The organism is Deltaproteobacteria bacterium, assembly GCA_028818775.1.
GTDB lineage: Bacteria > Desulfobacterota > Binatia > UBA9968 > JAJDTQ01 > JAJDTQ01.
The window spans coordinates 72,564-84,426 of the sequence record JAPPNE010000039.1 but is presented as its reverse complement, the minus strand read 5'-3'; the positions used below and the strand labels follow the sequence as shown (position 1 = coordinate 84,426).

Genomic DNA, 11,863 nt, shown 5'->3' with positions numbered 1-11,863 from the left:
CGCTCGGCCACCTAAACCAGAATTTTGTTAATTATGCCTATCCCCCCCACCACCCGCGCCACGCCGGCGAGGCCCGCGTGGTGTTCCCCCTGGGTGTGGGCGGCCGTCTCGCCCTCCTCGACGATGTCGGTGCGGTTGCGCACCCGGAAGTCGTCCAGCTTGGTGCCGGTGATCTTGTGGCGCACCCGCAACAGCGCGGTGATTCCGTCCTGAACGTCGGAGGTGGCCTGCTTGCTCTCGGCGCTGACCTCGATGCCGCGCACGTAGCGTATCCCCAGGAGTTTCCTTTGCGCGGTCCCCAACGGGACGATGACGACGTCGTCGAGGTCGCCGGCGAACGAGGACGTCCCCCGCTCCTTGAGCACGCCCACCACCTCGAACGGGATGTGCTTCATCCGGAGAGTCTGGCCGATGGGATACTCGTCGCCGAACAGCTCCTTGGCCACGGTCTGGCCGATCAGGACCACCTTGCGGTTGAGGAGCATGTCGTCTTCGGTGAAGTTTGAGCCCGAATCAACGCCCCAATTCATGATCCGGAGATAGTCCGGCGTGGTGCCGGTGAAGCTCGGATGCCAGTTCTTGTTGCCGTAGACCACCTGGGCCGAGCCCCGGACATGGGGCGCCACCCGGACCACTCCCGGCACCTCCGCGAGGATGGCCCGGGCGTCCGCCTCCGTGAGCGTCGTGATCCGCGCGCCCCTTACACGGCGGCCGCCACGGGTCACCGCGCCGGCATAGACCGACACGCGGTTGCTGCCGAGACGCTCCATTTGCTTGGCCACCCTGGCCTTGGCGCCTTCGCCGATGGCCACCATGGCGATGACCGCACCGACGCCGATGATGACGCCCAGCATGGTCAAGGCCGAGCGCAGCTTGTTCACGCGGATGGCCCGCAACGCGATGCGCACGTTGGCGCGGATGCCGGCACCCAGGCCCCGGCGTCGGCGGCCGCCGTTTCCGTTGTCACCGCCGTTGCCGTGTTGGGCGCCGTGACCGTTGCGCACGCCGCCGCCGTCGGAGACGCCGCTGCCGTTGCCGGGATCGCCGAGGCCAAGGGCGTCGTCGGCCTCGCCGGCTGCCACTTCCTCGCCCTGAACCCCGGCATCGACTTCCGGAAGCGCCGCGAGCCCACCCGAGCCGACCTTGCCCCCGGTTTCCTCCCGTTCCACGAGGCCGTCCTTGAAGTGAACGATACGCTGCCCGTGGGCCGCCACCTCGGGGTCATGGGTCACGAACACGATGGTGATGCCCTTCTCCCGGTTGAGCGTCTTGAAGAGATCGATGATCTCGGCACCGGTGCGGGTATCGAGGTTCCCCGTGGGCTCGTCCGCCAGGATGATCCGGGGATCGTTGAGCAACGCCCGGGCGATGGCCACCCGCTGCTGCTGGCCGCCGGACAACTGCGTGGGCCGGTGCGTTTCCCTCTCGCCGAGCCCTACGAGCCCGAGCATCTCCCGCGCCTTGCGGCGGCCCGCCGAAGACGGCGTTCCGTTGTAGAGGGCCGGCAGTTCCGCATTCTCCAGGGACGTGGTCCGGGCCAGGAGGTTGTAGTTCTGGAATACGAAACCGATCTCGTGGTTGCGCACCCACGCCATCTCGTCGGACGAAAGGTCGCCCACGTCCTCGCCGTTCAAGCGGTAGTGGCCCGTGGTCGGCCGGTCCAGGAAACCCAGCAGGTTCATGAGGGTCGACTTGCCCGACCCGGAAGGCCCCATGAGCGCCACGATCTCTCCCTGGAAGATCGTGAGCGACACGCCCTTCAGGGCCTCCACTCTCTGCTCGCCAAGATCGTAGACCTTGGTGACGCCGTCCACTTCGATGACGGGCGACCGGTCCACGGCGTCAGAGACCTCCCAGTATCCGTGAGCGCACGCGCGACGTGGTGTTGGTGGCGCGTTTCATGGCCTCGGAGCGGATGCCGACGATGACCTGATCGTCGGCTTCGAGACCCGAGACGATCTCCATGTTCTTGGCGTCGGTGGCGCCGAAGCGGATACGCGCCCGGGCGGGCTTGTCGTCCCGGTAGACCCACACGGCGCCCCGCCCCTCCAGCATCCACCGGCGCCTCTGCTCGGCGCTGGGCCGCCCGCGCCCGCGACGCCCCCGTCTGGGCATGTCGGGATAGAGCGTGCGGATGTCCCGGCCGCTCACCCTCAACGCCGCGCTGGGGACGATGAGCACGTCGTGCCGTCTGGCCAGGATAATGGTGACGTTCGCCGTCATCCCGGGCTTGAGGGCCAGGTCCTTGTTGGGAACCCGGATCTCGGTATCGTAGGTGACGACGTTGTCCTTGATCAGCGGAGACGGGAAGATGCGCACCACCTTGCCCTTGAAGACGCGCCCCGGGTAGGAATCCACCGAGAACTCCACCTCCTGTCCGACCTTCACCTTGCCGATGTCGGCTTCGTCGACAAAGGCGGAGACCTTCATCTCCTCCAGCTCGGCGATCTTCACCAGCGGCGGTGACGAAAGGCTTGCCGCCACCGTCTGCCCCGCTTCCACGGTCTTCTGGATCACCACGCCCGAGATGGGCGCCACCACGACGCTGCGGTTGAGCCGCACCCGCGCCATCTCCAGTTCGGCCTCCGCCTGCTGGACGTCCGCGCGTATGCCGGCGATGACCGCGTGCTTGACCTTGACCTCGTCAACCCGGGCCGACTCCTCCCGGTAGCGCGCCGAGGCGCGTTCGTACTCCGCCTGGATGGACTCGTACTGTTCCCGGGAGATCAGGTTGCGACCCACGAGATCCTTGTTGCGCCGGTGTTTCTCCTCCAGGCTCTCGAACGCCGCCTTGGTCCCCGCGATGCTCGCCGCCACCCGGGATTTCAGCATCTCCACGCCCGCCAGCTCCTTGGCGAGATTGGCCTTGGCCTTTGCGACCTTGGCTTCCGCCTGCAGCAACTGCGCCCGGAACAGGTCCTGGTCCAGCCGCGCGATCAGGTCGCCCTTCTTGACCCGCATGGGCACGTCCACCGGGAGATCCTTGATGGTGCCGGACACCTGGGTGGAGACGGTGACGGACGACACCGGGTTCACCGTGCCCGTCGTGGTGATGCGGGAGAAGATCTCGCCCCTCTCGACCTTGGCAAGGCGGAAGGGAAACACGTTCTTCGCCTCTTCCGCCGGCAGGAGTCTGCTCTTCAGCGAGGTAAGTCCGCCGCGCACCGAGCCGACGTTGCTCTCCACCAGCGCCGGGGCATACCAGAACAGCCCAACGCCCCCTGCTCCCAGCAGAACCAGGACAAGAGCAACGATCCAAAGGATTCGCTTCATCGCTGTCGCTCCGTTGCCGCCACGATGGCCACACCCCCTGTCATTAGACCGTGGACGGTTTCCTTTCCGAGACGGAGTCGGGCGGCCATTTCATGCTGCAATTTACAGCACACGGGTGGCGAAAGGGAATACCGCTCTCGCCACCCGCCGTGCGATCTGGTAGAGGTTCAACACGGACAACCGTAAACACACGGCGCGGCGCTCCACGCATACTTCGGTGAAGTGCGGCGCCGGCGGAAAGGCGACGCCGATGCTCAGTACACGCTACGACTACAGTCCGATCATACAGCGGCCGCGGTTGATTTGGCCGGGGGATGCGCGGGTGGCGCTCTGGCTGGGGCCCAACATCGAGTGTTTTCACATTGACAAAGGGATCCCGAGGATCAACGAGGCGCTGCCGGACGTGCAGTCCTACTCGCTCCGGGACTACGGGGCGCGGGTGGGCGTGTTCCGCATGATGGACGTGTTCGACCGCTACGAGATGCGCGCCAGCGTGCTGCTGAACGCGGAGGTGTGCGCGCACCACCCGGCCATCATCGAGGAGGGCAACAAGCGCTCCTGGGAGTGGCTGGGCCACGGCATGAACAACAACACGCGCATGAACGGCTACGGCGCCAAGAAGCAGCGCAAGGTCATCCGCAAGGTGCGCGACATCATCACCCACGCCACGGGGAAGGCGCCCAAGGGATGGCTCGGGCCGGGGCTGGCGGAAACCGACGACACGCCGGACTTTCTCGCCGCGGAGGGGTTCGAGTACGTGTGCGACTGGGGCTGCGACGATCAGCCGGTGCCCATGCGCGTGAAGGCGGGACGCATGATCGTGGTGCCGTACCAGCAGGGCATCAACGACATCTCGATGTTCGTGCACGCCAACCACACGCCGGCGGAATACTACCGGATCGTGTGCGACCAGTTCGACACGCTCTACCGCGAGGGCGAGAAGGCCGGGCGCGTCATGTGCATCCCGCTGCACCCCTACGTGACCGGCATGCCGTTCCGCATCGGCGCCCTGGACCGCGCGCTCGACTACATCTGTTCCCACGACGGCGTGTGGAAGACCACCGCGGGGGAGATCGCCGAGTGGTACTACGAGCACTACTACGAGGCGCCGGGACGGGTGGACGGTTAGGGAAGCCTCCTCGTGGCTGGAGCCGAGAGGGTACCGGAATGGCGCAGGAGTGGTCTTACATCGTGCTGGAACGGCTCGGCGGCGGGGTGGCGCGGATCAGCTTCAACCGCCCGGAGAAACGCAACGCGCTAAGCCAAGCCATGACCGGGGAGATCCTCGGTGCCCTGGAGACGGTGCGCGCCGACCCCGACGTGCGCGTGGTCGTCACCCGCGGCAACGGGCCGTGCTACTGCGCGGGCGCGGACCTGCACGACCTGCGGACGCTCCACAAGGAGCCGCCGCGGGACTGGGACCGGTCCCACCCCAACATGCTGTTCTACGAGAGCTTCCGGAACTATCCCAAGGTCACCATCGCCCAGGTGCACGGCCACTGCCTCGGCGGCGGCATGGCGCTCATGACCTGCCACGACATCGCCATCGCCGCGGACAGCGCGAAGATCGGCATGCCCGAGATCGTGCGCGGCAGCTTCGGGCAGATGGCCCTGAGTTCCCTGTACCACACCGGGATTCCGGCCAAGAAGGCGGCCATCATGCACTTCAGCGGGCGGAACTTCTCGGGCGCGGATGCGGACCGCTTCGGCCTGGTGTCGGCGTCGGTGCCGGAGGCCGAGCTCGAGGAAGTCACCCTCCAGCTCGCCGGCGAGATCGGCTCGCGCCATCCCGCCGCGCTGGCGTCCGCCAAGATCGCCGTGCAGGTGGGCAAGGACCTCCCCTGGTCTCAGGCCCTGCGCACGGACCAGCTCGTGGCCGCGCGACAGCAGTTGATGATGGACACGTTCTCGGACGTGGAGAACTATCTGCGTTCCCAGAGCGGCGGCACCAACACCGGCTACCGGCGCTCGGACACCTGACGCGGCGCGGGTTGCGTTCAATCAGCCGCGGCCAGACCGGCGCCGGCCTTCAGCACCTCGGCTGCCTGCCGCACCATGGCCTCGATGATCTCGGCGGCCGGGCGCACGTCCTTCTCTCCGAGCAGCCCGGCGATCTGTCCACCCGGCACGCTCATCACGTCCACCCGGCTGCCCTGCTCCGCGGCCACCCGGAACTGGTCGTTGAGCACCCCCTGGAACGGCATCTCCAGGGGTGTCAAGCCCGATTCTTCCCACTTGCGGATCACGGGACTGCGGTAGTGGCGGCTGGGCTTGCCGCTGGGAAAGCGATCGAGCACGAAGTCCTCGGTGCGGCCCTGGATGAGTTGGGTCTTGTAGTCGGCGTGGATCTCGCTCTCCGCGCTGGCCAGGAAGACCGTGCCGCACCACACCCCCACCGCTCCCAGGCTGAGCGCCGCGGCCAGACCGCGCCCGTCGGCGATGCCCCCGGCCACGACCACCGGCGTGGGGCTGACCGCGTCCACGACCTGGGGTATCAGCGGGAAGTTGGCGATCCGCCCGGTGTGCCCGCCGGCCTCGTAGCCCTGCGCGATGACCGCGTCGACGCCGTTGGCCGCGTGCCCCACCGCCTGCTTGACGTTGCCGCACAGCGCCAGCACCTTCATGCCGCGCTCGTGGGCCAGCGGCACCACCTCCGCGGTATCTCCCAGGCCCACGGCCAGCACCCGCACGCCCTCCTGCAGGATCACGTCCAACTGCCGCTGCACCATGTCCGGGGTCTTGACCTTGGACCAGGGGTCCGGGCCTTGGGTCTCGAGCCCGAACTCCTCGATGGCGTCGCGCACGAAGCGCACGTGGTCGGGATGCGTGCGTTCCAGGAACTCGCGCACGTTTCCGACGTCCGCGTAGGGCGTCTGCGCCAGCCGCGGCAGCGTGATGTCCACGCCGAAGGGACGGTCCGTCCGTTCCCGGACGGCGCGGATGCGCTCGCGAATGAACTCAGGCTTGAGCGGGCTCCCGCCGATGACCCCGAGCCCGCCCGCTTCGGAAACCGCCGCCACCAGCTTCGGCGGCGTGGTGGAGCCGCGGCTGTCCCAGCCCATGCCCGCCTGGATGACGGGGTGCTCGATGCCGAGCAGATCGCACAAGGGGGTGTTCAACTTCGCCATGGCAAGCTCCCGTCGCGTGTTGACGTGTTCCCACTCCTCTAGCGCGTCGCGCCGCGCATTGCCAATGACGCCGGCGTCCCGCGCGCCTGGAGGCCGCGACCCGTTTTCCTTGCACCTGAGAACCGCACAATGGACAGCCGGGCGCCGGCCATGCTAGTGGCCTGTAGCTTACGAACGCCGCGCTCCCACGCGCGGGCGGGCGCGCGGCCCCGTGGGCGGGCGTCATGACAGGACCCGGCGCGGCCCGCGACCGCTCGCACAAACGACGCTCCAAGAGGAGAACACATGGAAAACCGCCGCTACGACTATCAGCCCATCACCACCCGGCCGGCGCTCCGGTGGCCCAACGACGCCCGGGTGGCCGTCTGGGTGAGTCCCAACATCGAGTACTTCCACTTCGACCAGCCCATACCCAACTTCGCCATGTCCCAGGTGCCGGACGTGCGCGGCTACGCCCAGCGCGACTACGGCGCCCGGGTGGGGGTGTTCCGGATGATGGAGGTGCTGGACAAGCACGGCATCCGCGCCAGCGCCCAGTTGAACTCCGAGGTGTGCATCCACCACCGGGAGATCATCGAGGAGGGAGTCAAGCGGGACTGGGAGTGGCTGGGCCACGGCGTCACCAACAACCTTCCCCTGACCGCCTATCCCGCGGCGGACGAATTCTCCGTCGTCAAACAGGTACACGACGAGATCGCGGAGGCCACCGGCAAGGCGCCTCGCGGCTGGCTCGGCCCGGCGCTGGCCGAAACCTTCGACACCCCGGACCACCTCGCGGCCGCGGGTTTCGACTACCTGTGCGACTGGGGCTTCGACGACCAGCCTGTGGCGATGCGCGTGAAGACCGGCCGCATGATCGCCATGCCCTATGAGCAGGGCCTGAACGACATCAACTTCTTCCTGCGCTCCAACTACACCCCCAGCGAATACCTCCGGCAGGTGTGCGACCAGTTCGACGTGCTCTACCGCGATGGCGAACGGAACGGCACGGTCTTGTGCATCCCCCTGCACCCTTTCATCATCGGCGTGCCGCTCCGCATCAAGTACCTCGACCTCGCGCTGGAGTACATCCGCTCCCACGACCGCGTGTGGGTGACAACCGGGGGAGAGATCGCGGAGTGGTACTACGAGCACTACTACGAGGATCCGGGGAGGCCGTAGGACCTTGCCGGGGAATCTTCCCCGACTCCAACAAGTTCCACGGCCATCGATTGACGATAGTAGAGCGTCCTTGTCTTGTATACACGCTTCAAATTGCCGCTAAAGTAGGTGCAAAATATGTGGTTTCGCTATGCTGTTCCACGAATTTGTCAAGGATGAGGTGTTCTCGCCGGTCCTTATCGCATCCGCGCTCCGCACCACCAAATCGGAGATCGCCGGGACTTTGGGGCTTGGCAAGGACGCGCTCTCACGAACGTCGAGAATCCGGGGGCGAAAGACCCAGGTTCGTCTGCGCCAGATGTTGGAGATACTGAACCGTGTCGAGAACGAAACCGGCTCGACCCTCGCGGCTTACGCCTGGTTCCGTTCCGAGCCGCTACCAGGGTTCGGCGGTGCCACTCCCGATCTCTTGCTGCGTCAAGGCAAAGCGGATCACGTACACGCCTATCTGAACCGGGTCATGGCTGGCGGATACGCCTGATCACCTGCCGATGGCGGGTACCACGCGAGGAAGAGCAACGCGGCCGACGACAAAAAAGACCCGCAGATTATGCTGCGAATTAACCAAACACCACGCTAGCATGCAGGGTTCTGCTCCGACAGACCAGGGCGGAGTTGTCGCGAAGCCTCTCCCGTGACGCACTCGTTCGAGATCATCCCGCGGGCGCCGTATTCGTTCGACTTCACCGTCGCGCGCTTCATGCGTTTCGCGAGCGAGAGCGTCGACCTCGTGGAGGACGGTCAATATCGGCGCCTCCTGGCGGACGGCCGGCAGCTCGCGTTGGCCACGGTGACCAACGCCGGGACGGTGGCCAAGCCGCGGCTGGCCGTGGTCTTGCACAGTCCCTCCAGAGCTCCCCTCAAGCTCGCCGGGTTCGCGGCGCAGCTCCGCCACGTCCTGTGCACGGACCTCGACCTCCGGCCGTTCTACCGCATGGCGCGCGGGGACGGGCTGCTGGCGCCGATGGTGAGCCGGTTCCGCGGGCTGCGGGTCACGGGCAGTCCGACGCTGTTCGAGGCGCTGGTCACCGCGGTCCTGTCCCAGCAGGTCAACCTGACGTTTGCGTACTCCATCAAGAAGGCGCTCGTCGAAAGCTTCGGCCGCAGGTGGCGCCGACAGGGGCGCACCTACCACGCGTTTCCCGAGCCGCGCCGGTTCGCCGGGCAGACCCTAGAGTCCATGCGCGGCTTCCGGCTGAGCAACGCCAAGGCGGGCACGCTGGTCCGGCTGGGCGAGGCCTTCGCCTCCGATGTCACGCTCCGCGGGCTGTCTGCGCTGCCGGACGAACAGGTCGTCGAGCGTTTGACCGCCATAAAGGGCATCGGCCGCTGGTCGGCCGAGATCGCGCTGATGCGCGGACTGGCGCGTCCGGACACGTTCCCCGCCGGCGACCTGGGAGTGGTCAAGTACGTGGCTCAGGGCCTGTTGGGCAGGACCGGCAAGGCCACCGAAGACGAGATGCGCGCCTTCGCCGAACGCTGGCGGCCCTACCGCGGGCTGGCCCTAGCCTACTGCTACGCCGAACTGGCCACCCGCCGCGGCGCGTCCACCCCGGGCACTATTGAGAACTAGCACGTAATGCTACCCTGTGTGCCTGGACGAAAACATGCCGAACACGTCCCCTGCCCCCGAGACCGCCGACCGCAATGTCTCCATCGTCGTGCCGACGTTCCGCGAGGCGGCAAACATCGCGCCGCTGGCGGAACGCATCGACGCGGCGCTGTCCGGAACCGGTCTCGAATGGGAGCTGTTGCTGGTGGACGACGATTCCGGCGACGGCAGCGAGGCCGTGGTCTCGGAGCTCTCGCGGCGCCTGCCGGTGCGCATGGTGGTCCGCCGCGAGCCGCCCCGGGATCTGTCGCTGGCGGTCATCGAGGGGATCCGGCTGAGCCGCTTCGACCGGCTGGTGGTGATGGACGCGGACCTGTCGCATCCCCCCGAGCGCATCGTCGACTTGCTGGCCGCCCTCGACGGCGGTTGCGACATGGTCATCGGCAGCCGCTATGCCCCGGGCGGTAGTGTGGACAGCTCCTGGAGCCTCTACCGCGTGCTGAACTCGCGGCTGGCGACCTGGCTGGCGCGCCCTCTGGTGAAGTGCGCCGACCCCATGGCGGGGTTCTTCGCCACCCGCCGCAGCGCGCTACCCGATCTCCGAACCCTCCGGCCCATGGGCTACAAGATCGCGCTGGAGCTCATGGTACGCGGACGGTTGCGGGTGCGGGAGGTCTCCATCGATTTCCGCGACCGCAGCGTGGGCCTCAGCAAAATGAACTGGCGTCAGCAGATCCGCTTCGTGCGCCACCTCTCCCGCCTTTACAACCACAAGTTCGGCAGCCTGGCCCGCGTCCCTTTCTTCAGCGCGGTGGGCGCCAGCGGGCTCGTCGTCGACCTCGCCTGCTATCTCGGCCTCCAGTGGGCCGGCATCGAGCACCGCTTGGCCCGCTTCCTTTCCTTCTGGCCCGCCGTGGGTTGGAACTGGGCACTCAACCGTGGCCTGACCTTCAGCGAACGGGCGCGGCAGCCTCACCTGGGCCAGCTGGCCAAGTTTACGGCGAGCAGCCTCGTGGGCCTCGCGGTGAACGTCGGCAGCTACGCCCTGCTTACGAGCTACGTGGACCTCTTCGACCGCCACCGCCTGCTGGCGTTCTTTTGCGGCGTCAGCCTCGGCAGCATCGTCAACTTTCTGGTTGCCGATCTCTACGTCTACGGACGCCGCACCGAGACCGGACACTGACGTGTGCCTCACCGGGCTCAATCGCTCGGCTCCGGTTCACCGGGGTCCGTGCGGCCGTAGGCATCCTCGTAACGGACGATGTCGTCCTCTTCCAGGTAATCCCCGCACTGGACCTCCACCACCTCCAGCGGAACGGTATCGGGATTCGCCAACCGGTGTTTCGTCCTCCGGGGAATATAAGTGGACTGGTTCTCCGACAACACGAAGGTTTCTTCTCCCCGGGTGACCCGCGCGGTGCCGCGGACGACGGTCCAGTGCTCGGAGCGATACTCGTGCGACTGCAGGGACAGCGCGTGGCTGGGACGGACGACGATGTGCTTCACCTTGAATCCCGAGCCCACGAGCACATCGTGGAACGCGCCCCAGGGGCGGTGGACCTTGCGGTGAACCCGATGCTCCTCCCGGCCTGCCGACCTGAGCGCCGCCGCCACCTTGCCCGTGTCACGAACCGCGTCCTTGCGCGCTACCAGCAGCGCGTCGGCGGTGTCCACGATGACGAGACCGGACACCCCCACCGCGGCCACCAAACGATCCCCGGCGCGGACGTAGCTATCGTGGACCCGTTCCAGGATAGTGTCGCCCCGGGTGACGTTGCCAGCTTCGTCCCCGGGGGCCATATCGGCAAGCGCTGCCCACGAGCCGATGTCGGACCAACCCGCTTCGAGCGGGACCATCACGGCGTCCGAGGTGTGCTCCATGACCGCGTAGTCCACCGAGACGGCCGGAGACGACGAAAAGGAACGCGCCTCCAGCCGCAGGAAGCCCACGTCCTCCACCGCGTTGCGGTGTGCCCGCGCCACCGCGTCCCGGACCGCCGGCTCGTGTAAGCCGAGTTCATCCAGATATCTTGAGGCCGGGAACACGAACATGCCGCTGTTCCAGTAGTAGCCGCCCTCTTCGAGGTAGCCGGCGGCCTCTCCCGCATCCGGCTTCTCCACGAACCGCTCGACCTTGCGGCCGTCATCGCTGACGCCGGTGCGGCCGGCGGCCTTGATGTAGCCGTACCCGGTTTCCGCGTAGGCGGGAGTAACCCCGAAGGTCACGAGGTGACCGGCGGCAGCCTCCAGGATCGCGTTCCGCACCGCGCTTGCGAACCGGTTCTCGTCGCCGATCACGTGGTCGGCCGGAAGCACCAGCAGGATGGGGTCTTCGTCGCCAAGCGCGAGCGCAGCCAACGCCGCCGCGGCAATCGCGGGCGCGGTGTTTCGTCCCTGCGGCTCCAGCAGCACGGCCGCGGGTTCCACGCCGATGCCCTCGAGCTGCTCGGCCACCATGAACCGGTGGGCTTCGTTGCATACTACGATGGGCGCCCGCAACTCGCTGAGGGCGGCCAGGCGCCGGGCGGTGGCCTGGAGCAGGGTATGTTCTTCCACCAGCGGAATGAACTGCTTCGGATGGAGTTCGCGGGACAGCGGCCAGAGCCGGGTACCGGCGCCACCCGAGAGAATCACGGGGAACAGGACGTGGCTCATCGCGGCCAACTCAACTCGAATCCAGGAACTGAAACGCGGTCTGTGTAACTATACCAGAGACCGGGCGGCGGCATACAGGTTTTCGCTGCTCCCG

At 67.1% G+C, this 11,863-nt stretch carries 10 protein-coding genes; 6 read left to right on the top strand and 4 right to left on the bottom strand.

Annotated elements, in window-relative coordinates:
- Positions 1-11 precede the first annotated feature (11 nt).
- Positions 12-1,838 carry an ABC transporter permease gene (locus OXU42_03900; GenBank protein MDE0028534.1) on the bottom strand — a complete coding sequence of 609 codons (1,827 nt, stop codon included), beginning with the start codon at positions 1,836-1,838 and terminating at the stop codon, positions 12-14.
- Positions 1,839-1,842: 4 nt separating this feature from the next.
- The gene (locus OXU42_03895; GenBank protein ID MDE0028533.1) at positions 1,843-3,273 is read right to left on the bottom strand and encodes an efflux RND transporter periplasmic adaptor subunit; all 1,431 of its coding nucleotides are present in this window, start codon (positions 3,271-3,273) and stop codon (positions 1,843-1,845) included.
- A gap of 250 nt (positions 3,274-3,523) precedes the next feature.
- Between OXU42_03895 and OXU42_03890 the strand changes: the two genes are divergently transcribed.
- Both OXU42_03890 and OXU42_03885 read left to right on the top strand, forming a co-directional pair.
- On the top strand, positions 3,524-4,402 hold the full coding sequence (locus tag OXU42_03890; GenBank protein ID MDE0028532.1) for a polysaccharide deacetylase family protein: 879 nt from the start codon (positions 3,524-3,526) through the stop codon (positions 4,400-4,402).
- Between the two features lie 38 nt (positions 4,403-4,440).
- The gene (locus tag OXU42_03885; protein ID MDE0028531.1) at positions 4,441-5,253 is read left to right on the top strand and encodes an enoyl-CoA hydratase/isomerase family protein; all 813 of its coding nucleotides are present in this window, start codon (positions 4,441-4,443) and stop codon (positions 5,251-5,253) included.
- 17 nt (positions 5,254-5,270) lie between these two features.
- Here OXU42_03885 and OXU42_03880 read toward each other — a convergent pair whose 3' ends face one another.
- Positions 5,271-6,401, bottom strand: a complete 1,131-nt coding sequence (locus OXU42_03880; protein MDE0028530.1) for a nitronate monooxygenase family protein — start codon at positions 6,399-6,401, stop codon at positions 5,271-5,273.
- Positions 6,402-6,686: 285 nt separating this feature from the next.
- Here OXU42_03880 and OXU42_03875 point away from each other — a divergent pair, with 285 nt between their 5' ends.
- The 4 genes from OXU42_03875 (at position 6,687) to OXU42_03860 (ending at position 10,297) form a co-directional block, all read left to right on the top strand.
- On the top strand, positions 6,687-7,562 hold the full coding sequence (locus tag OXU42_03875) for a polysaccharide deacetylase family protein (protein ID MDE0028529.1): 876 nt from the start codon (positions 6,687-6,689) through the stop codon (positions 7,560-7,562).
- Positions 7,563-7,692: 130 nt separating this feature from the next.
- Positions 7,693-8,043 carry an MbcA/ParS/Xre antitoxin family protein gene (locus OXU42_03870; GenBank protein ID MDE0028528.1) on the top strand — a complete coding sequence of 117 codons (351 nt, stop codon included), beginning with the start codon at positions 7,693-7,695 and terminating at the stop codon, positions 8,041-8,043.
- A 153-nt stretch (positions 8,044-8,196) separates the two neighbouring features.
- Positions 8,197-9,135 (top strand): hypothetical protein, encoded by a 939-nt coding sequence (locus OXU42_03865; protein ID MDE0028527.1) that lies wholly within the window; start codon positions 8,197-8,199, stop codon positions 9,133-9,135.
- A gap of 34 nt (positions 9,136-9,169) precedes the next feature.
- Entirely contained in the window at positions 9,170-10,297 is a 1,128-nt protein-coding gene (locus OXU42_03860) for a glycosyltransferase family 2 protein (GenBank protein ID MDE0028526.1), read from the top strand.
- Positions 10,298-10,314: 17 nt separating this feature from the next.
- Here the strand turns inward: OXU42_03860 and OXU42_03855 are convergent, their stop codons facing one another.
- Positions 10,315-11,769 (bottom strand): mannose-1-phosphate guanylyltransferase/mannose-6-phosphate isomerase, encoded by a 1,455-nt coding sequence (locus OXU42_03855; GenBank protein ID MDE0028525.1) that lies wholly within the window; start codon positions 11,767-11,769, stop codon positions 10,315-10,317.
- Positions 11,770-11,863: the final 94 nt, after the last annotated feature.